Source organism: Martinezella sp. CNPSo 3795 (assembly GCF_057784475.1).
Genome location: NZ_JBXSOQ010000008.1, coordinates 70,973 through 91,402 on the forward strand (window position 1 = coordinate 70,973; position 20,430 = coordinate 91,402).

The 20,430-nt window shown below is 60.9% G+C and carries 20 protein-coding genes; 10 read left to right on the plus strand and 10 right to left on the minus strand.

The genetic code is table 11. From position 1 onward, the window contains the following. Nucleotides 1-177 precede the first annotated feature (177 nt). Nucleotides 178-810, plus strand: a complete 633-nt coding sequence (locus AC13QY_RS21340) for a TetR/AcrR family transcriptional regulator (protein WP_145633244.1) — start codon at nt 178-180, stop codon at nt 808-810. Between the two features lie 34 nt (nt 811-844). Here the strand turns inward: AC13QY_RS21340 and AC13QY_RS21345 are convergent, their stop codons facing one another. After that, nucleotides 845-1,798: a LysR substrate-binding domain-containing protein gene (locus AC13QY_RS21345; protein ID WP_069612360.1), complete on the minus strand. Its 954-nt coding sequence runs from the start codon at nt 1,796-1,798 to the stop codon at nt 845-847. 201 nt (nt 1,799-1,999) lie between these two features. Here AC13QY_RS21345 and AC13QY_RS21350 point away from each other — a divergent pair, with 201 nt between their 5' ends. Together AC13QY_RS21350 and AC13QY_RS21355 are read left to right on the plus strand one after the other, a co-directional pair. After that, a complete protein-coding gene (locus AC13QY_RS21350) occupies nt 2,000-2,299 on the plus strand; it encodes a YjiS-like domain-containing protein (RefSeq protein ID WP_488493918.1) in 300 nt (99 codons plus the stop codon). A 191-nt stretch (nt 2,300-2,490) separates the two neighbouring features. Further along, nucleotides 2,491-3,069 (plus strand): dienelactone hydrolase family protein, encoded by a 579-nt coding sequence (locus tag AC13QY_RS21355; protein ID WP_145633240.1) that lies wholly within the window; start codon nt 2,491-2,493, stop codon nt 3,067-3,069. Between the two features lie 13 nt (nt 3,070-3,082). Here the strand turns inward: AC13QY_RS21355 and AC13QY_RS21360 are convergent, their stop codons facing one another. Then, nucleotides 3,083-3,220 (minus strand): hypothetical protein, encoded by a 138-nt coding sequence (locus AC13QY_RS21360; RefSeq protein ID WP_488487098.1) that lies wholly within the window; start codon nt 3,218-3,220, stop codon nt 3,083-3,085. Between AC13QY_RS21360 and AC13QY_RS21365 the strand changes: the two genes are divergently transcribed. Beyond that, nucleotides 3,219-4,817 carry an ABC-F family ATP-binding cassette domain-containing protein gene (locus AC13QY_RS21365; protein WP_488493919.1) on the plus strand — a complete coding sequence of 533 codons (1,599 nt, stop codon included), beginning with the start codon at nt 3,219-3,221 and terminating at the stop codon, nt 4,815-4,817. The genes AC13QY_RS21360 and AC13QY_RS21365 overlap by 2 nt on opposite strands. Nucleotides 4,818-4,824: 7 nt before the next feature. On the opposite strand, the gene AC13QY_RS21370 is transcribed toward AC13QY_RS21365, so the two are convergent. From AC13QY_RS21370 to AC13QY_RS21380, 3 genes are all read right to left on the minus strand, one after another. Beyond that, nucleotides 4,825-5,703 carry an aldo/keto reductase family oxidoreductase gene (locus AC13QY_RS21370; protein ID WP_269244432.1) on the minus strand — a complete coding sequence of 293 codons (879 nt, stop codon included), beginning with the start codon at nt 5,701-5,703 and terminating at the stop codon, nt 4,825-4,827. Between the two features lie 127 nt (nt 5,704-5,830). Then, nucleotides 5,831-6,700, minus strand: coding sequence for a DUF937 domain-containing protein (locus tag AC13QY_RS21375; protein ID WP_113395715.1), 870 nt, complete (start codon nt 6,698-6,700; stop codon nt 5,831-5,833). Nucleotides 6,701-6,947: 247 nt separating this feature from the next. Beyond that, nucleotides 6,948-8,321: a glutamate--cysteine ligase gene (locus AC13QY_RS21380; RefSeq protein ID WP_269244431.1), complete on the minus strand. Its 1,374-nt coding sequence runs from the start codon at nt 8,319-8,321 to the stop codon at nt 6,948-6,950. A 243-nt stretch (nt 8,322-8,564) separates the two neighbouring features. Here AC13QY_RS21380 and AC13QY_RS21385 point away from each other — a divergent pair, with 243 nt between their 5' ends. Then, nucleotides 8,565-9,179, plus strand: coding sequence for a LysE family translocator (locus AC13QY_RS21385; RefSeq protein ID WP_269244430.1), 615 nt, complete (start codon nt 8,565-8,567; stop codon nt 9,177-9,179). A 4-nt stretch (nt 9,180-9,183) separates the two neighbouring features. Here the strand turns inward: AC13QY_RS21385 and AC13QY_RS21390 are convergent, their stop codons facing one another. The 3 genes from AC13QY_RS21390 to AC13QY_RS21400 form a co-directional block, all read right to left on the minus strand. Next, nucleotides 9,184-9,921, minus strand: a complete 738-nt coding sequence (locus tag AC13QY_RS21390) for a 16S rRNA (uracil(1498)-N(3))-methyltransferase (protein WP_113353818.1) — start codon at nt 9,919-9,921, stop codon at nt 9,184-9,186. Between the two features lie 71 nt (nt 9,922-9,992). Next, nucleotides 9,993-11,528, minus strand: a complete 1,536-nt coding sequence (locus tag AC13QY_RS21395) for an inorganic phosphate transporter (RefSeq protein WP_113353819.1) — start codon at nt 11,526-11,528, stop codon at nt 9,993-9,995. A gap of 96 nt (nt 11,529-11,624) precedes the next feature. Next, nucleotides 11,625-12,083, minus strand: a complete 459-nt coding sequence (locus AC13QY_RS21400) for an NUDIX hydrolase (RefSeq protein ID WP_113390236.1) — start codon at nt 12,081-12,083, stop codon at nt 11,625-11,627. Nucleotides 12,084-12,385: 302 nt separating this feature from the next. Here AC13QY_RS21400 and AC13QY_RS21405 point away from each other — a divergent pair, with 302 nt between their 5' ends. Both AC13QY_RS21405 and AC13QY_RS21410 read left to right on the plus strand, forming a co-directional pair. Further along, nucleotides 12,386-13,294, plus strand: a complete 909-nt coding sequence (locus tag AC13QY_RS21405; protein WP_113390235.1) for a LysR substrate-binding domain-containing protein — start codon at nt 12,386-12,388, stop codon at nt 13,292-13,294. Between the two features lie 127 nt (nt 13,295-13,421). Further along, nucleotides 13,422-14,585 carry an adenosylhomocysteinase gene (locus tag AC13QY_RS21410; RefSeq protein WP_113353820.1) on the plus strand — a complete coding sequence of 388 codons (1,164 nt, stop codon included), beginning with the start codon at nt 13,422-13,424 and terminating at the stop codon, nt 14,583-14,585. A gap of 3 nt (nt 14,586-14,588) precedes the next feature. Here AC13QY_RS21410 and AC13QY_RS21415 read toward each other — a convergent pair whose 3' ends face one another. Both AC13QY_RS21415 and AC13QY_RS21420 read right to left on the minus strand, forming a co-directional pair. Beyond that, a complete protein-coding gene (locus tag AC13QY_RS21415; RefSeq protein WP_113353821.1) occupies nt 14,589-15,152 on the minus strand; it encodes an O-acetyl-ADP-ribose deacetylase in 564 nt (187 codons plus the stop codon). Between the two features lie 28 nt (nt 15,153-15,180). Beyond that, nucleotides 15,181-16,077, minus strand: a complete 897-nt coding sequence (locus AC13QY_RS21420; RefSeq protein WP_112409939.1) for a LysR family transcriptional regulator — start codon at nt 16,075-16,077, stop codon at nt 15,181-15,183. Between the two features lie 120 nt (nt 16,078-16,197). Here AC13QY_RS21420 and AC13QY_RS21425 point away from each other — a divergent pair, with 120 nt between their 5' ends. The 3 genes from AC13QY_RS21425 to glcF all read left to right on the plus strand — a co-directional run bounded on the left by AC13QY_RS21425 (nt 16,198) and on the right by glcF (nt 20,384). Continuing rightward, a complete protein-coding gene (locus AC13QY_RS21425; protein ID WP_113353822.1) occupies nt 16,198-17,637 on the plus strand; it encodes an FAD-linked oxidase C-terminal domain-containing protein in 1,440 nt (479 codons plus the stop codon). Beyond that, nucleotides 17,634-18,833: an FAD-binding protein gene (locus tag AC13QY_RS21430; RefSeq protein ID WP_113353823.1), complete on the plus strand. Its 1,200-nt coding sequence runs from the start codon at nt 17,634-17,636 to the stop codon at nt 18,831-18,833. Before AC13QY_RS21425 ends, AC13QY_RS21430 begins: the two co-directional genes overlap by 4 nt. Before the next feature lie 231 nt (nt 18,834-19,064). Then, nucleotides 19,065-20,384, plus strand: coding sequence for a glycolate oxidase subunit GlcF (glcF, locus tag AC13QY_RS21435; RefSeq protein ID WP_113353825.1), 1,320 nt, complete (start codon nt 19,065-19,067; stop codon nt 20,382-20,384). The last annotated feature ends 46 nt before the right edge of the window (nt 20,385-20,430 follow it).

A 20,430-nucleotide genomic window follows, 5' to 3' on the forward strand; every position in this document is an offset into this window, starting at 1 on the left:
CGATCGGTTGGTTACGAGGGCGAAACCATGTTTCGGCCTCGTTTTCCGGAGTCTGATTACGGCTCCTAAGTGATGATTAAAATTGAGCTTTTCCCGTTTACGCGCATTGAACGCGTCTGGTGTCATAGCGTCTGCGCGCTTGAGCGCCGTTCAGTGTGAGAATGAAACGGGAAGAGCATGAATCCGGATAGTCCCGACCGCATTACGTTCCGAAAGAGGCCACAGCAGGAGCGAAGCATCCAGCGTGTCGATGCCATTCTGTCGGTCGCGGCCGCGCTGATCGCCGAGAAGGGGGTGAGCGCAATGAAGATGACCGAGCTGGCTGCGGTTGCCGCGATCCCGATCGGCTCCGTCTATCAGTATTTTCCGGACAAGGCGGCGATCGTCCGTGCCTTGCTCGAACGGCATTCCAGCCGCATCAGGCTAAAGGTGGGAGAGGCTTTTGCCTTCGTGACATCGCTCGATCACGCCATCGAGCTCGTCTGCACCATGATCGATTGGTATTATCACGAGTTTCGCAGCGATCCCGCCTATCTCGGCGTCTGGCTAGGTACGGACATCGACAGGGATATCCTTCAGCTCAACATTCAACACAGCAATCGTGTCGCCGAAATTTTCCTGGACAGCATTCGGCCTTTTCTGCCGGCTGAAAGCCGCATCGACCTCGAGGCGCGCACGCAGCTGTTCAGCCATCTGATCGGCGCATCCGTCCGTTTTGCCATCATGAGCGACGACGAGATGGCAAAGCGCATGTTGCACGAATGGAAGCAGGTGATCCGCGCCACCCTGCTGGCGGAGCCGGAGCAGTAACCACTCGAAAGTAACAGGCTGGTGCGCTTCGAGCTCACCAGCCCGGTAGAATGTGCCCGGCGCGCAGTCGCGGATAGAAGCGCGTGTAGGTTTTCACCTCGCCATCAAGATCGTCATCCACCGCAGCCGGCGTGATGTTGTCGAGGCAGGCCGAGATATGCGCTGTGATGGCGTTCATCAGCGATACGGAAAGGCCGGCCCGCTTCATGATGCCGATCTGCACCGGCGGCAGCGGTGGGAAGCCATCGGCTTGGGTCAGTACCTTCATGCCGGTCCTGAGCGCCGATTCCGGCATGACCGAAACCGCCATGCCGGCCAGCACGGCCGCGGCAACGACAGTGCAGGACCAGCTGGTGAACAGGATCTGATAGTCGCGGCCGCCGGCATCAAGCGCCGAGCAGGCGAGCTGGCGCCACTGACAATCACGACGGCCGACGGCGAGCGGAATGGGCGCATCGTCGCGCAGCGGATGGTTGGCCGAGCCGACCCAGCAGAGCGGTTCCGTTCGAACGACGTCCGACATGCGTTCGCGCGGATTGTGGGTGACGAGCGCGATATCGAGCTCGCCGCGATGCATGCGCTCGGCAAGGTCGACCGAGGGTTCGCAGACGATGTAGAGCTCGACATTCGGATGCGTCTTGGCGAAGCGGCCGATGATTTCGGGCATGTAGCGGTCGGCATAATCGTCCGGTGTGCCGATGCGCAGCGTGCCTTCGAGACGGTTGTCATCGAAAGCGGCGATGGCTTCGTTGTTCAGGCGAATGATGCGGCGGGCATAGTTCAGCAGCTTGTCGCCTTCCGCCGTCAGGCGGTTGCCGCGGCCGTCCTTGATGAAAAGCTGCTTGCCGACGCGCTCTTCCAGTCGCCGCATCTGCATGGAGACGGCCGATTGCGTCTTGAACACGCGGTCGGCCGCCTTGGTGAAGCTTCCGGAATCCACGATTGCGATGAAGGTCTGCAACTGATCGATATCAAGCGGCGCGGACATGGGCTCACCTATAAAGGAGTTTGATAGTTATCATTAGAAACATTCGTTGGACTGATCAATAGGCCTTTGGCATCTTCTGAATGTAATTCAGCATACCAATCGAACAGAAACACCTGTCGAACTCCTCCCGGCCTACACCCCTTTTCCGGATCGCCGAAAAGGGGCTGGGCTCGCGTGTGCCCAAAGAAAAGGAATACGGAAATGCGCACGACAGATCGGACCCTTGACCTCGGCCTAGCAACGCCATCGCTGTCGCTGACGGCACGGGGTATGCTTGCTTTGAGCAATGTCGCATCGATCTGGCGCGCAATCCGAAATGGCAAGGAAATCGAATATCTGAATGAGCTGAACGACAGTCAGCTGCACGATATCGGCCTCACCAGGCAGGATCTGAACGCTGCGCTGACCACCTCGACCTTCTTCGGGGATCCGTCCGGCCATCTCACCAATTCCGCGCGTCGCTGCACGCGCCTCTCTGCCTCCAGCAGCTTAAGAGGCTGATGGCGGACAATAGTTTCCCCGCAGGGTGATAGCCAATAAGCCCTGCCTCTTTCCCGGTGTTCGGCCCAAGGGCCAACACCGGGTTTTTTCTTTCTGAAGACCGGTTTCTGTCATAGATGATGCGCGGGCAAGTTGCCTACGGCGGCAACCGTCTTATCTAACGACCAGATCCGAACAATAGGGAAGCAACGATGGCAACCGTGATCTTCTTCCACTCCGTCTATGGTCTGCGCTCGCTCGAGCATGAGGCGGTCGAGCGTGTGCAGGCGGCAGGCCACAAGGCTTTCGCGCCGGATCTCTATGACGGCCTGATCGCCCGATCGATCGAAGAAGGGTTCGAATTCAAGGACGAGATCGGCTGGGCAACGATCTGCGAGCGCGCCGAATGGGCGTTGGCCGGTCTGCCGGCCTCGACCGTGCTGGCGGGCTTTTCGATGGGCGCCGCCGTCGCCGCCAGCCTCTGGCCGAAGCGGGAAAAGACCGCCGGCATCCTGTTCCTGCATGGCATTGCCTCCATCGCCGAAAATGCCCGCAAGGGTCTGCCCCTGCAGCTTCATCTGGCAGATCCCGATCCGTTCGAACCGGAGGAAGACGTTGCCACCTGGCGGCAAGGCGTCACCAAGTCCGGCATCGCGGCAGAAATCTTTCGGTATCCGGGCGGCGGCCACCTATACACCGATGCCAGCCTGCCGGATTATAACGCCCAGGCCGCCGATCTCACCTGGAAGCGTGTCATCGACTTCCTTGGCGCCATCGATGCCAATACGTGAAATGCCTGCATCTTCACTCGTAGGACTTGAACTGATGATGCCGCTCGCCTAATTTATGAGCATAGTTGATACCAACAGGATGTGTGCAGCAATGGATTCCATCTCGACCGCAATGCCGTTCAGCCTTGCCATCGAGGACATTCTTGCTCATGCCCATATCCATCGTTCTATCCAATCTCTCGTGGTCCACGCCTGACGGCCGGCCGCTTCTTTCCCATCTCGATCTGAGCTTCGGCGCCGAGCGCACCGGCCTTGTCGGACGCAACGGCGTCGGCAAGACGACGCTGACCAAGCTGATCTCCGGCGAGCTGCAGCCGCAATCCGGCAGCATCTCGTTCAACGGCCGATTGGGAATCCTGCGCCAGAGCGTGCAGGTGGAGGCGGACGAAACCGTCGCCGATCTCTTCGGTGCAAGCGAAGCCCTTGCTGTCCTGAAGCGGGCGGAAGCCGGCGAGGCGACCAATGATGAACTCGCATTGGCTGACTGGACTCTCGAGTCACGCATCGCCGCGGCTCTTGATCGTGTCGGGCTGGACGTCGTCCCGGAAACGCCTCTCGCGACCCTGTCGGGGGGACAGCGCACCCGTTGCGGTCTTGCTGCCCTTATCGTCGACGATCCTGATTTCCTGATCCTCGACGAACCCACAAACAATCTCGATCGCGACGGCCGCGCAGCTGTCATCGATCTGCTTGCGGGCTGGAGGGCAGGTGCCATCGTCATCAGCCACGATCGCGAGTTGCTCGACATCATGGATGCGATTGTCGAACTGACATCGCTCGGCGCCTCCCGTTATGGCGGCAACTGGACGCAGTATCGCGAACGCAAGGCGCTGGAGCTTTCCGCCGCCGAACATGATTTTACCGAGGCAGAGAAGCGTGTAGCCGAAGTAGAAAGAAGCGCCCAAGCGGCCGTCGAACGGCAGGCACGGCGAGACAAGGCGGGCCGGAAGATGGCGGCCAAGGGCGGTATTCCGCGCATCATGCTCGGCGGCTTGAAGGAGCGGGCTGAAATGACAAGCGCGGAGAATACGCGGCTCGCCGAACGCCGCCGCGCCCAGGCTCTGCAGGATGCCGCTGCCGCCCGCGAGAAGATAGAGGTTCTACAGCCGCTGACCGTGAAGCTGCCGACATCAGGATTGCCAGCAAACAGGATCGTCCTCAAGATGGAAGGCGTCACTGCTGGCTACGAGCCAGAGCGGCCAATCCTGCGCGACTTCAATTTCATCATGACGGGGCCGGAACGCGTTGCCGTCACCGGGCCGAACGGCTCGGGCAAGACGACACTGCTGGCGCTGGTCTCCGGCGCGCTAAAACCCTGGAGCGGCACGGTGCGGGTCGTCCATTCCGCTTTACTGGACCAAAGGGTCAGCCTTCTCGATCCATCGATTTCGATCCGCGACAATTTCCGCAGGATCAACCCTGATGCGGATGAAAATGCCTGCCGGGCTGCCCTGGCGCGCTTCATGTTCCGGGCTAATGCCGCGTTGCAGACCGCCTCCAGTCTGAGCGGCGGCCAGCTTCTGCGCGCCGGGCTTGCCTGCGTGCTCGGCGGCACGGTGCCGCCATCGCTGTTGATCCTCGACGAACCGACCAACCATCTCGATATCGATTCGATCGCGGCGGTCGAGGCCGGGCTGCGGGCCTATGACGGCTCGCTTCTGGTCGTCAGCCACGATGAGGTGTTTCTCGACAATATCGGCATAGAGAGGCGGCTCGAGTTGCCTGCTCGATTCCCCTCGGATCGGTGAAGGGGCGTCAGGCGTGGCTGGTGCTGGCGATGCGATCGAGTTCGGCAATCGCATCCTCCGGCAGCTTGAGTTCCGCAGCCGCGATATTCTGCTTGAGATGCGTAAGCGACGACGTACCGGGAATGAGCAGGATATTGGGGGCACGCTGCAGCAGCCAGGCAAGAGCCACCTGCATGGGCGTCGCGTTCAGCCGGGCAGCGACATCGGAAAGCGCTGAGGACTGCAGCGGCGTGAAGCCGCCGAGCGGGAAGAAGGGCACATAGGCGATCCCGTCGCGCTCAAGCTCATCAACCAGCGCGTCATCCGTACGCTGCGCCAGATTGTAGAGGTTCTGGACGCAGACGATCTCGGTGATCTTGCGACCCTCTGCGATCTGGTTGCGCGTGACGTTGCTGAGCCCGATATGGCGCACCAGACCCTGCCGCTTGAGCTCGGCAAGGGCGGTCAGCGGCGCCTCGATGGAGCCCTCTGTCGGATGATGCGGGTTGATCATGACGCGGAGATTGACGACGTCGAGTACATCCAGCCCCAGATTGCTTAGATTATCGTGCACCGCCTGCTTCAGCTCATCGGCGGAGAAGGCCGGGAGCCAGGAGGCATCCGTGCCGCGCCGTGCGCCGATTTTTGTGACGATGACGAGATCGTCTCGATAGGGATGGAGCGCTTCCCGGATCAGCCGGTTGGTCACATGCGGACCGTAGAAATCGCTGGTATCGATATGGTCGACGCCGGAGGCGATGGCTTCGCGCAGAACCGCGAGTGCCGTCTCGTGGTCCTTCGGCGGCCCGAAGACGCCGGGGCCTGCAAGCTGCATGGCGCCGTAGCCGAGCCGTTTGACCTTGAGGTTGCCGAGGATGAAGCTTCCGGATTGATCGATGCTGGACATGGCTATCTCCTTTTCAAGATGAAAACAGAAATAGGCTCAGTCGCAGTGTATGATAACCGGGCGCAATGCGTACGGGCTGTGCGGAATTGTGAACAGTGAGCAGGAATCGAAAGCGAGTAGCCAAGCATCACTTCTGTTTCGGAGCAGGCTTGTCCTCGCTCTTCAAATAGCTGTCGAAGATCGCTTCCATGTTTTTCTGATAGGTCTTCTGCACTTCGAGGCCGCTGTCGAACATGGCGTTGAACATCTCGGTATAGGCCGCCATGTCGACGCCGACGGCGGGCTTGGCCTTCGGCTCTTCCTTCGGCGGCTCTGACGGCATCGGGAAGTTCTTCATCATGTCCTGAAACGCCTTGGCGAAGGGATTGTCGAGGAAAGGATTGGTCGGCGCCGGCTTCTCGCGCTTGACCGAATCGGCGCCGAACATCAGCTCCATTGCCTGGGTGAAAGGATTGTCGAAGATGCTCGCCTGCGGCGTCGGCTGCTGCTTGGGCGCAAAGCCGATGCTCTGCAGCCAGCCCTGCATCATCTCGCCCATATCGGTGTTGAGGAAGGGATTGGCCATCTGCGGGATCTGGCCGCTGGTTTCCTTGAAGAGACCGCCCATCAGCGTATCCGCCATGGCCGGCAGCATGCGCTTGTAAATCTCCTGGCCGATGCCGGTCATCTGTGCGGCCTGGGCAGCGACCGCGCGGGAAACCTCCTTCGAGCCGAACAGCCGTCCGAGCACGGCATTGCCGTCGGCAATGCCCTCGGGCGTAAAGGCCTTGGTCATGTCCTCGAAATATTTGGCATAATTGCCGGACGAGATATCCCTCATCACGCCGACGAAATTATAGGGATCGGTGGCGCTGCGCTTGAAGCCGGAGGAAAAGGCCGGCATCAGAGCGGCCATGGCCTTCGTCGCCTGCTCCTGCGCCAGATTGAACTGCTTGGCCATGGCGTCCGTGGCGGCGCCATTCTGTGCCTGCATCATCATGTCGAAGAGTGGCAGCATCGAAGTCCCTTTCCCCGCTAGAGCGTGATGCCGAAAAGTGTAGGCGGTTTTCGGATGACATCACGCTCTATTTCTTTGATTCTAGAGCGGATTCAGATTTTAGGTCGAACAGACCTAAAATCATCCGGCTCTAGGAGGCCGCTTCGGAATCAGGCGGCGCTTGATTCCGATAGTATAGCGGAAAAGGGAGGGCGCATACCGGTTTCTGCCGTGGGGTCGCCGGGCAGCGACGGCAGATAAGCGCCTATCAGTACTGATATTCCTCGAAGATCGGCTCGACCGACTGGTTCCAGCGGCCGTTGTAGAGCATCAAGAGATCGTCGGCGAGCGTGCCCTTCTTGGCGAGCACTTCGTCGAGCGGTGCGAGGAAGACGGTTTCATCCTGCCCGTCGCCATTCAAGCGATTGCGGTTCTTCAGCCCGAGACGGGAAATGCCGACCACTTCGCGAGCGATTTCGAGGAGGCCATGGCCCTTGATCGCCGCCTTCAGGCCCTGTGCCGGTACGACGTTCCGCAGCGCATTGACCTCTTGGAAGTTCCAGTCCTTGGTCAGCTCGTCGGCGGCTGTCAGTGCCTCGTCGTCATAGAGCAGGCCGACCCAGAAGGCCGGCAGCGCACAGATGCGGCGCCAGGGGCCGCCGTCCGCGCCGCGCATCTCAAGGAAGCGCTTGAGGCGGACATCGGGGAACAGCGTCGAGAGATGGTTCGTCCAGTCGCCCATCGTCGGCTCCCAATCGGCGATCTCACCCTTCAGCGCACCGTCCATGAACTGGCGGAAGGTGACGTGCGTACAGTCGTGATAGCGGCCGTCGCGAACGACGAAATACATAGGCACATCGAGCGCCCACTTCACATAGTCTTCGAAGCCGAAATCATCCCTGAAGGTGAAATCGAGCAGGCCGCCGCGGCGGTTGTCTGTATCTTTCCATATTTCGCCGCGCCAGGAGGAAAGCCCGTTTGGCTTGCCATCGGTGAAAGGGGAGGAGGCGAAGAGCGCCGTTGCCAGCGACTGCAGTTTCATCGACACGCGCATCTTGCGGCGCATGTCGGCTTCCGACGAAAAGTCGAGGTTCACCTGGATGGTGCAGGTGCGGTACATCATGTCGAGACCCATGGTGCCGACCTTCGGCATGTAGCGGGTCATGATCTCATAACGCGATTTCGGCATGCGCGGCGTTTCGGCGAGCGTCCATTTCGGGCTGCCGCCGATGCCGAGGAAGCGGATGCCCATCGGCTCGGCAATTTCGCGCACCGTCGCGAGATGGGCATTCGATTCTTTACAGGTTTGGTGAATGGTTTCGAGCGGCGCGCCGGAGAGTTCGAACTGCCCGCCCGGCTCGATCGAGATGGCGCCCATGCCCGAGGGTTCACCGAGCCCGATGATGTTGTCACCGTCCATGATGGGATCCCAGCCGCTCTTCTTCTGCAGCCCCGTGAGGAGCGCGGAAATGCTGGCCTCGCCGAAATAGGGCACAGGGCTGTTGTCGGCGCGGAAGAACACGAATTTCTCGTGCTCGGTGCCGATGCGAAATTTCTCCTGCGGTTTGCAGCCTGCGGCCAGATAGGCCGTCATTTCCGAGACCGAGGAGAGCGGAGTCTGGTCGGTAGTATCGCGCGCCATGGTATTACCTTAGATCTCGGAGAAGAACCCGCGCAAGCCGCAGGTCAATAGGAGGGTGATTGACGCGGATTGAGGTACGGTGCAAGTGAATTTCTTTCAAGGGTCGTTCAAAAAAATAGGATTTTATGTCTCGCAACTGCATCACAGCCGTGTCAGCCACCGGCATATTTGCACAAGCGTTCAAGACATCCCGCTAGTCACGCCGATAGCTTTGCTTCCACTGACATCAGGCGGAGCATATCGATGAACGGTCCGAACGACCTTTACTATCCTATACTGACGCTGCTTCTGGCTTCGCTCGTCATCATGGGAAGTCCCGGTCCCTCGACCATCAGCGCGACGGCGATGGGAGCGGCCTACGGCTTCCGACGGTCGCTCGGTTACGTCTCCGGCCTTATTGCGGGCACCGTGGCTGTTCTGCTCGCGGTAGCGGCTGGCGTCGTTGCCGTCCTGCTGTCGGTGCCGCATGGTGCCCTCCTGCTGACTGTGGTCTCGGCGCTCTATATCCTTTATCTCGCCTTCAAGATCGCCACCGCGCCGCCGCTGTCTCGCCGCGACGATCAGATCGCGGCGCCTGCCTTTTCCGGTGGGTTCCTGCTGGCCGTCGCCAATCCCAAGGCCTATCTCGCGATCGCAGCCGTCTTTGCCGGTGTCAGCCTGTTTCAGGATCAGAGGCTGCTCGACGCCGCCGCCAAGATCGCGCTGCTCACAGCCATGATCGTCGCCATCCATATGGCCTGGCTTCTCGTTGGTGCTTCACTATCCCGTTTCCTTCAAGATCCGAAGATCTCGCGGATCGTCAACATCTCGCTGGCAATCCTGCTGATCGTTGCAACCGTCGCTGCTATACTGGAGTGACGTCTCAGTTCCAGTCGCCGATCGCGGCCTGGATCACCGCCATGGCCGCAACAGCCGCCGTATCGGCACGCAGGATACGCGGGCCAAGCGGAATGGCGGTGACGAAATCGAGGCTGCGCAAGAGGGAGCGCTCTTCTTCGGAAAAACCGCCTTCGGGGCCGACCAGCAGCGCCAGATGCTTCTCCTTTACCCGCGTCAAAAGCGGCAGCGGATTTTGGCCGGCATCGCCCTCGTCGCAATAGATGATGCGGCGCTCGCGCGGCCAGCGGGCGAGCAGATCGGCAAGCTTCACAGGTTCGGCTACGTCGGGAATGCCGAGGATGCCGCACTGCTCTGCCGCCTCGATGACATTGGCCCTGACCTTGTCGAGGTTGGTGATCTTGCCTTGCACATGCTGTGTCATCACCGGCTGCAAGAGGCCGGCGCCCATTTCGACCGCCTTCTGCACGAGATAATCCAATCGCCCGACTTTCAGAGGCGCGAAAAGGTAGTGCAGGTCGGAGGGGGCCGGCTGCGGGCGTGTCTCCTCGACCGGCGTCAGCAGGATGCGCTTGCGGGTGGGGAAGGAGACACGGACTTTCCACTCTCCGTCGCGGCCGTTGAAGACAAGAAGTTCAGCACCATCCTCCATGCGCAGCACGTTGGCGAGATAGTTGAACTGATCCTGGTCAACCTCGATGGCGGTACCAGCCTTGATGTCTGCCGTCACGTACAGCCGCTGCATGCGGAAATTGGCGCGCATGGATTACCCCCGGAATTAACTGGAACACTGAGATGGAGCGGCTCGAAGATCCGGCGAGAAGCCGAACCGCTCTAAATGAAGAGCGCGACCATAACCCAATATACGGCGGCGGCAAGCAGGGCAGCGACCGGCACGGTGATCGCCCAGGCGGCGATGATGGTCATGAAATGCGAGCGGCGCACGAGCCGGCGGCGATGAACCTCATCGGGATTGCGCTCATCGGTGGCTTCCGGCTCGCTCCAGGGTATGCCCGCCGCCTCGGCCTTTTTACGCATATAGTCAAATCGCCGCTTGGAACGGACGGTGGACCACTCGCGAAAGAAGCCGACGCCGAAGACCGCGCCAACGGTAATGTGGGTCGAACTCACGGGGAAACCGAACCAGGCGGCGACGATGACGGTGAGGGCCGCAGACACGGCGACGCAATAGGCACGCATCGGATTGAGCTTGGTGATCTGTTCGCCAAGCAGACGGATGAGCCGCGGCCCATAGAGCAGAACGCCAACGGAGATGCCGCAGCCGCCGATCATGACGACCCAGAAGGGCGCCTTCTGCGTGCTTGTCTCGGCCAGCACGGTGAGCGAGCCGCCAAGCCCGACATCGCGAACGATCGCAGCGAGCGGGCCGATGGCGTTGGCGACGTCGTTGGCGCCATGCGCGAAGGACATCAGGGCTGCAGAGCAGATCAACGGCAGGCGGAAAAGCTTGCGCAACGAGCTGTTCTTGTTTTCCAATCCCGCCGATTGCGCCGCCACAAGCGGCCATGCGCCGAGCCACGCGATGATGCCGACACTGAGGCCGATCGCAAGATTGAGGATATTGGGTATCGTACCTTTGGGTTCGAGCTGGACCACGAGATAGCCCGAGAAGGCGCCGGCCATCAGTCCGATCAGGATCGGAATCCAATATCTGGCGGCGGCAATCTTGTCGTCGCGATAGATGATGAAGGTCTCGATGAAGTAGAGGATGCTGGCCGCGATGGTGCCGCCGAGAAAGGGTGTTATCACCCAGCCGGCCGAGATGGCCGCCAGCGTGTTCCAGTTCACGAGTTCCGGGCCGACAGCGGCAAAGCCTGCACCCACGACGGCGCCGACGATCGTATGTGTCGTCGAAACCGGCGCTTTCAGCCAGGTGGCGAAATTGATCCAGAGTGCTGCGGCAAGCAGGGCCGCCATCATCAGCCAGGCAAGTTTGCCGATGCTGACGATGCGATTGGTATCGACGATATGCGTCGAGATCGTATTGATGACTGGGCCGCCGGCAATCGTCGCGCCGAGGATCTCGAAGATGGCGGCCATGACGAGGGCCTGCGTCATGGTGATCGCGCGCGCACCGACCGCCGCACCGACATTGTTGGCGACGTCTTTCGCGCCGATGTTCATGGCCATGTAGCCGGCAAGGGCTACGGCGGCAAAGATCAGCGTCGCGCGCGGCTGGTTGAAAACGTAGATGCCGGCGAAGACCATGGCGAGACCGAGGAAGATTAGGCCGATACCCGGCGCCACCAGACGCCTCGTGACGTGATGCGTCGCGTCCTCGACATAGGTGAATTTGTCGAGGTCCTTGTCGAGCGTCCTTTTTACAGGTGTGGCCGGTCGGTCGGGCATGCGATTCTCTGAATCAAAACTCTCCTATTGCGCTGACCGATAAGGCGCGCAATATCCACCAAGCATACTGGCACAGTTTTTTGTGAGTAATGTGGCTTACTCGGCCTGCGAAACCACCGGAGCGGCCGGCATCCGGCGGGCGAAGGCGAGAATGAGATCGTGCAGTTCCGGTTCGCGAACGCGTTCGGCTGCTTCCTCGCAGGAGACCCACTCCATGGAGCGCTCGCCCTTTTCCTTGAAGTTCTTGACGAGTTCGTTGACTTCGAGAGCGTAGACCTGCACGCGGCATGGCACCTGGATGCCGTCCTTGAGCACCTTGTCGTAGCCGAACGAGCCGAGCGGCTCAGTTTCCACCACGCCGCGCACGCCTGCCTCTTCATAGGCTTCGCGAGCAGCAACTTCATGGGAGAGCTTGCCGGGCATAGGCCATCCCTTGGGGATGACCCAGCGACCGGTGTCGCGGCTGGTCAGCAACAAAATCTCAAGATGACCGGTTTTCTTTTTCACCCGATAACAAAGCGCAGCATATTGCTGTCGCGGCGGACGCCGAAACATGAGTTGCACATCATTTGCTATGCGGCTGAGAAAGGCCAATTGTCGGTTCACCTTTGAGAGTTGGAGTGAAGGCTGGAATCTATATTATCACGGTGCGGAAAAATTTTGCGCTCCATATAAGGCTATATGGTATTTCCCCACAAAATTATTGAGTGTTGCGTAGAGAAAAATGCAAAGATTTGTCTTCTGATATTCGCCAGCGATTGTGCTGAAAGCGACATTCAACAGCATTTTCGTGCCGCAGATGGCGCAATCGTATGGATGTGGCTGCTATCGTTTTGGAAAGAAAGAAAAAACTTATTATGTCCGAACGCATCCCGCCTCGACGCCTGCCGCCCTTGAACGCGCTGCGTGCCTTCGATGCGGTTGCGCGCTGCGGCAGCATCCTGAAGGCGGCCGATGAGCTTGGCGTCGTGCGCGGGGCTATCAGGCAACAGCTGAACCTGCTGGAGGCACATTTTGGCGTACCCCTGTTCGACCGGGAGAATGGCAGGCTGGTGTTGACGGCGAAGGGCAGGGCATTCGCCGATTCCGTTGGTGTCGCCTTTGGCATCCTCACGCGGGCCTCCGCCGAACTTTCCGTTGGCGAACCGCGGTCGATTCGACTCGGCGTTCCCTCGGCTTTTGCCGTCTGGTGGCTGATGCCGCGCGTCGCCGCGCTTCAGACGGTACTTCAGGATATCGATATCGACATCGTGCCGATGGCGACAGTCGAGCCGCTTGCCAAGCGCCCCGACCTGGAAGCGGTCATCATGGGCGGCGAATACCGGCCGATGCGCGATATCACCGCTATCCGCTTCATGGAGGATGAGTTCGGTCCCATCGCAACGCCCGATGTCGCCGATCGCCTCGGACTTGCCAACGGTGTTCCGGCACTTGCCGGAGCTGTTGCCCTTGCAAGCCGTTCCGCCCCGAGCCTGTGGGAGGATTGGTTTGCCGAAAGCGGTCACGCCCCCATCCGCTTTGCCGGCAGTCGCGAATTTGAAGACCTGCTGCTTGCGCTCGGCGCCGCCCGCTCGGGTCTCGGGGTCGCCATCGCCCCGCGCACCGCCATTGGCGAGGATTTCGATCGCGGTACTTTGGTCGCGCCATTCGGCTTCATCCGTAGGCCGGCGGGCTATAGCCTCAGCCTTCGCAGCAGCGATGTGAAGGACCCGGCGTTGGTGCGATTGGCGGATTGGCTAAGCAAGGCGGGGGCCGAACCAGCTTAGCACAACATCAAAGAGAGACGCATTCATATGGCAGATTTTCTGCCATGCAACGCAGTGCAATGTCCATCGACACCTCCTTCGGGATCATGCCAGATCGCGGCATCGAACCAACCGGCAGGAGCGCATCATGGATCAGCCTTCTTCTCTTTCGCGTATCGACTGGGTGGCGCGCAGCTGCCGTCTGCTGGCGGCCACAACAGCGGAATTTCGTGACACAAAACCCTTTGCCGGCCTCACAATCGGCACCGGCATTCACCTCGAGCCGAAGACCGTTGCGCTGCTGATGACGCTGCGTGCCGGCGGCGCGGATCTCGTCTGCACCGGCAATCTCAACAGCACCCAGCCGGAAACGGTGGACTATCTGCGCGCTCAGGGCATCAAGGTCTTTGCGACACAGACCCGCGACGCTGAGGAGCATGGTGCGAGTCTCGACGCGATCCTGGCGGAAAAGCCGGACCTGCTGCTCGACAATGGCGGCGATCTCTTCGCCCGCGCGGCCGACAGGCCCTATGCTAATCTGCTTGGCGGCACCGAGGAAACCACATCCGGCCGCACCCGGCTGATGCCGATGCGCGACAAGCTCAACATGCCGATCCTCATTATCAACGACAGCCCGATCAAGCAGTTCGCCGAAAACCGGCATGCTGTCGGGCAAAGCCTCTTCGAGAGCTATCTGCGCTTCACCAACCGCTCCACCAATGGCAAACATGTGACCGTCTTTGGTTACGGTGCCTGTGGCAAGGGCACCGCTACATGCTTCCGCAATGCATTCTCCACCGTCAGCGTTGTCGATATCGATCCGGTCACGACGCTTGAAGCACATCTCGACGGCTTCACGACGCCGCTACGTGAATCGGCGATCCGCTCTGCCGATATCCTGATCACTGTGACAGGCTATCCAGGCATCATCACGGTTGCCGATCTGCCCTTGATCAAGGATGGCGCGATCTTGATGAACGGCGGCCACTTCCCGCATGAGATTGATGTCGAAGGCTTCCGCGACAGTCCCGATGTCGCCGGCGTCGATCAGTACGAAGCTGAGCAGATCGAGACCGTCCGCATGCGAGATGGCCGTGCCTTCCACATTCTCGGCGGCGGCCACATGGCCAATCTGGCCGGCCCGCGTCCGCTGGGGAATACCGTCGAATCCATGGATCTCGGCTTTGCCCTGCAGGCGCGATGCCTGGAGAGGGTCGCCAAGGGCAGCCTTGGCAAGGAAGCCTGCGTCATCCCCGTTCCCACTGACATCGATGCCCTAGTCGCCTCCGCCTATCTCGACCTGGCGCGATAGGCATCAGGTTCCGGACAGCGCCTGCGGCAGCAATCGTTCGTAGAGTGCCGCCATTTCGTCGCCGAAGCAGCAGAAGATGATCTCATCGAACGCGCCATCCTCGCTTTCGGCAAGGGTAGCACGGATCGCGATTCCCGCTGCCGGCTCGGCGGGAAAGCGATAGACGCCGGTGGAAATGGCAGGAAAGGCGATGGTCTTCAGATCGTGTTGCCGGGCAAGGTTGAGACTGTTGCGATAGCAGTCGGCAAGCAGCTCCTCTTCGCCATGGTTTCCGCCATTCCAGACGGGGCCGACAGTATGGATCACATGCGTTGCAGGCAGACGATATCCGCCGGTCATCTTTGCCTGGCCGGTCTTGCAACCATTCAGTGTCCGGCATTCCGCCAGGAGATCCGGCCCGGCGGCGCGATGGATCGCCCCGTCCACGCCACCGCCGCCGAGCAGGCTGCTATTGGCCGCATTGACGATGGCATCGACCGAAAGCTTGGTGATATCGCCAAGCATCACGGTGAGGCGCGTCTTCGAGTTGAGATCAAGATCGGAACGGATGGTCTCGGGCGCGGACATGACGGTCTCCTCGATCCTATAAGGGTTCTCATCGCTCCCAATAGGGAACAGGGCCGTAAAGTTCCGCCAGAAAGTCGATGAAGACGCGCACTTTCGCCGGCAGGAACTGCCGGCTGGGGTAAACGGCTGATAGCGTCACATTGTGCGAGCCTTCATAGGCTGGCAGCACCTGAACGAGGCGGCCGTCCCGCAATTCCGGCCCGATATCCCAGGTGGAACGCAGCGCAATGCCGAGGCCGGCGATGACGGCTTCGCGCACGACCTCGCTGGAATTGGTGATGAGCCTGCCCTCGGGGCGGAAGATCAGGCTGCCTTTCGGTCCCTCCAGCCGCCACGGATCGAGATTGTGCGCAGGTAGGCAGATATGCCGGCGCAGATCGTCGATATCCTCGGGCATGCCATGGGCGTCGATATAGGCAGGGGAGGCGCAGAGCACACGACGCACCGGCGCGAGCCTGCGCGCGACGAGACTGGAATCCGTGAGCTCGGCAATGCGGATGGCAAGATCGAAGCCGCCGCCGACGATATCGACGAATTCGTCGCTGAGCACCAGATTGAGCGCCAGTTCGGGATGGGCCTGCATGAAGGATTTCAGATGTGGCGCGATATGCAGCCGGCCGAAAGATGTCGGAGCGGAGATTTTCAGGGTGCCGTGCATCTGCGAAGAGCGCCCGGCAATATAGGCTTCCGCTTCTTCCAGCCCGGCAAGAATGGCAAGCACCCGATCGTAGAACCCCTGACCCGCTTCCGTCAGCGAAATCTGCCGCGTGGTACGCTGCAGAAGCCGCGTGCCGAGCCTGTCTTCAAGGCGCTTGATCCGCTTGGAAATGACGGCCGGCGAAAAGCCGAGTGCGCGGCCTGTCAGGGACATGCTGCCGGTCGCAACTACGCTGGCGAAGATTTCGAGATCCCCTAAATTGGTCATGCAGAATTATTTCCTGTTTTGGAATAAGTGCTTATCATTTGCTCCAAACTTGGGAAAGCGCTAAGCCTGTAATGCGCTAAAAGGGGCTGCGTCCGTAATGGGATGCAGAAGGAGGACCGCATGGCCGAGGCCATTTCATTTCTGGAGCCGCGTGCGGATGTTCTGGCGCGGCGCAGCGCGATCGTTGCAGACCTCGCGGATCTTCTCGCGCCGGAATGCCTGATCCACGAGCAGCGCGAACTCGTGCCCTTCGAAACTGATGCCTTCGTGTCCTATCGCCGCCTGCCGCTCGCCGTCGCCTTGCCACGCTCGACGGCGGAAGTGGCGGCCGTCATGAAATATTGTCACCGCTACGGCATTCCCGTCGTGCCGCGCGGTGCCGGCACATCGCTCTCCGGCGGCGCCATCCCGCAGGAGGATGCCGTCGTTCTCGGCCTCTCCAAGATGAACCGCATCCTCGATATCGATTATGCCAACCGCACTGCGACCGTGCAGGCGGGGGTGACGAACCTGCACGTCTCCGAAAGCGTTTCGGCTGACGGCTTCTTCTATGCGCCCGATCCGAGTTCGCAGCTCGCCTGCACCATCGGCGGCAATATCGGCATGAATTCCGGCGGCGCCCACTGCTTGAAATACGGTGTCACGACGAACAATCTGCTCGGCGTCAAGCTGGTGTTGACCGACGGCACCGTCATCGATCTCGGCGGCAAGGCGCTGGATGCGGCGGGCTACGATCTGCTCGGCCTTGTCTGCGGCTCCGAAGGCCAGCTCGGCATTGTCACAGAGGCGACGGTGCGGCTCATCGCCAAGCCAGAAGGCGCCCGGCCGGTGCTCTTCGGCTTCGACAGTTCCGAGGAGGCCGGCGCCTGTGTGGCCGATGTGATTGCCGCCGGGATCATCCCTGTTGCCATTGAATTCATGGACAAGCCGGCGATCGAGATCTGTGAAGCCTTTGCCAAAGCCGGCTATCCCCTTGATGTAGGGGCCCTGCTGATCGTCGAGGTTGAAGGCTCGGAAGCCGAAATGGACGATATGCTGACTAGCATCGTCGCCATTGCCCGCACCCACAAGGTCAAGACCGTGCGCGAATGCCAGTCGGCGACCGAGGCGGCGCTGATCTGGAAAGGCCGGAAATCCGCCTTCGGTGCCACTGGCCGCATTGCCGACTATATCTGCATGGACGGCACCGTGCCGCTCAGCCAGCTCTCCTATGTCCTGCAGAAGACGACGGAGATCGTCGATCGCTATGGCTTGCGCGTCGCCAATGTTTTCCACGCAGGCGATGGCAATATGCATCCACTGATCCTCTTCAATGCCAATGACCCCGATGAGGCAGCCAGGGCGGAAGCGGCCGGCAACGATATCCTGCGGCTCTGCGTCGATGCCGGCGGTTGCCTCACCGGCGAGCATGGTGTGGGCATCGAGAAGCGCGACCTGATGCGTCATCAATATGCCGATGTCGATCTTGCCCAGATGATGTCGGTCCGCGCCGCTTTCGACCCGGGCTGGATCCTCAACCCATCCAAGGTCTTCCCCCTCGATGGACGCAATGCCGCATGACGGAATTTCACCCCAGGACTGAGGAGGAAGCGGCCTCCATCATCAGTGATCATGCCGCGCGCGCTGCGGCTCTTGCAGTCGTCGGCGGCAACACGCGATCCGGCTTCGGCAATGCGGTCGCGTCCGAAGCGGTGCTCTCGTCAAGTGACCTGACCGGTATTGTCGCCTACAATCCAGGTGAGATGGTGATGACGGCTCGCGCCGGCACCCCGGCCGCGGAGATCGAGGCCGCTCTTGCCGAGGCCGGCCAGATGATGGCCTTCGAGCCCATGGATCATAGGCCGCTGATGGCGACTGAAGGTGAGCCGACGATCGGCGGCATCTTCGCGGCCAATGTCTCCGGGCCGCGCCGTTTCGTCAGCGGTGCCGCGCGCGACAGCCTGCTCGGCGTCCGCTTCGTCAATGGCAGGGGTGAAATCGTCAAGGCCGGGGGGAGGGTGATGAAGAATGTCACCGGCCTCGATCTGGTCAAGCTGATGGCCGGCTCGCACGGTACGCTCGGCCTTCTGACCGAAGTAACGTTCCGCGTGCCGCCAAAGCCGAAGACGGAGGAAACGATCGTCGTCTCCGGCCTCAACGATGCGGAAGCCGCCAATGCCATGGCTGCGGCCATGGCTCTGCCGCTCGAGGTATCGGGCGCCGCCCATCTGCCGCTGACCGTCGCCTGGTTCTTTCTCGACGGCAAGCTGCCGCAAGGGGAGGCGACTGTGCTGCGCATTGAGGGGCTTCCGGGCTCCGTCTCGGTCCGCGGCGAAAAGCTTACCGCCGCGATGGCCCGGCTCGGGTCGGTGAAGCGCCTTGCAGAAGATGACAGCCGCAGGCTCTGGCGCGAGATCCGCGATGTAAAGCCCTATGCGGATGGCACGACGCGCCCCGTTTGGCGTGTGTCCGTGGCACCCAGCATCGGCCACCAGCTCGTCGCGGCACTTCGTCTGGAAGAAGGCGTGGATGCCTATTATGACTGGCAGGGTGGTCTTGTCTGGATGCGCATGGAAGCAGAACCCGAAGGCGATATGCTCAGGCGCTACATTCATGCTTTAGGCGGTGGGCATGCCACCTTGATGCGCGCCACCCCGGCCCACCGCGCGACGACAGCGGCTTTCCAGCCGCAGCCCGAAGCGGTGGCGCTGCTGTCTGTGCGCGTGAAGGAAAAATTTGATCCGGCCGGGATTTTCAATCCGGGGAAGATGGGGTGATGCGGATGGAGTCTTTGGCTGGTTACCCCCTCACCCTAGCCCTCTCCCTGCGGCGGAGAGGGAATGACCTTGTTTGCCGCGATTCCACGATTTTCTTTCCGGCAGGGGAGGAGGAAGATGGATTCCTCCTTCTCCCCCTGGGGAGAAGGTGCCCGACAGCGCGGATGAGGGGGCTCGACGGGATATGATGGGCGCCTTTGTTCTGGTAGGCAAGAATCGAGGGCTCGGCTGATGCAAACCAATTTCACGCCCGAACAGCTTGCCGATCCGCATGTGGCCGAATCCGAGGCGATCCTGCGCAAATGCGTCCATTGCGGCTTCTGCACCGCCACCTGTCCGACCTACGTGACGCTCGGCAATGAGCTCGACAGCCCGCGCGGCCGCATCTATCTCATCAAGGATATGCTGGAAAACGGCCGGCCAGCCGATGCCGAAGTGGTGACACATATCGACCGCTGCCTTTCCTGCCTTGCCTGCACCACGACCTGTCCTTCCGGTGTCGATTACATGCGCCTGATCGACCACGCGCGCGTCCATGTCGAGAATACCTACAAACGTCCGCTGATGGACCGGCTGACCCGCAATGTGCTGGCCGCTGTTTTGCCCTATCCCCGCCGCTTCCGGCTGGCCCTGCAGCTTGCGAACTTTGGCCGACCGTTCAAGGGGCTGTTGAAGCGCGTTCCAGCATTGAAGGCTTTCGCTGCCATGCTCGATCTTGCGCCGCGCAGCATCCCAGCGCCATCTGCCTTTGCCAAGCCCGCCCGCTACGAGCCGCAAGCGGAGCGGCGCGGTCGCGTGGCGATCCTGACGGGCTGCGCCCAGCCGGTGCTCGATCCCGAAATCAACGCGGCCACCATCCGCCTGCTGACGCGCCTCGGTGTCGAGGTCGTCGTGCCGGAGGGGGAAGCGTGCTGCGGTTCGCTGGTTCATCACATGGGCCGCGAGGAACAGGCGCTCGCCGCCGCCCGCGCCAATGTCGATGTGTGGCTGCGCGAGATCGAGGCCGGAGGACTTGATGCCATCATCGTCACCGCTTCAGGTTGCGGCACGACGATTAAGGATTATGGTCATATGCTGCGCCTCGATCCGGCCTATGCCGACAAGGCGGCAAGGGTCTCGGCGCTTGCCAAGGACGTCACGGAATATCTCGCAAGTCTCGACCTTCCGTCACATATGCCGCGCGGCATCGCGGTCGCCTATCATTCCGCCTGCTCCATGCAGCATGGGCAGAAGATCACAATGGCGCCGAAGCTGCTTTTGAAGGCGGCCGGCTTCACGGTGCGCGACCCGGCGGAGGGACATCTTTGTTGCGGCTCGGCCGGCACCTACAACATCATGCAGCCGGAAATTTCGGCCGAGCTGAAAGCGCGCAAGGTCAGGAACATCGAGGCGACGAAAGCCGATATCATCGCAACGGGCAACATCGGCTGCATCACCCAGATCGCCACCGGAACCGGCATTCCCATCCTGCATACGGTGGAATTGCTGGATTGGGCCTATGGCGGCGAGATACCGGCGAAACTGAAGGGCCTGCAGCCGGCTGCTGCTTAGAGCAATTCCAGGAAAAGTGCAGAGCGGTTTTTCGTCTGGAATTGCG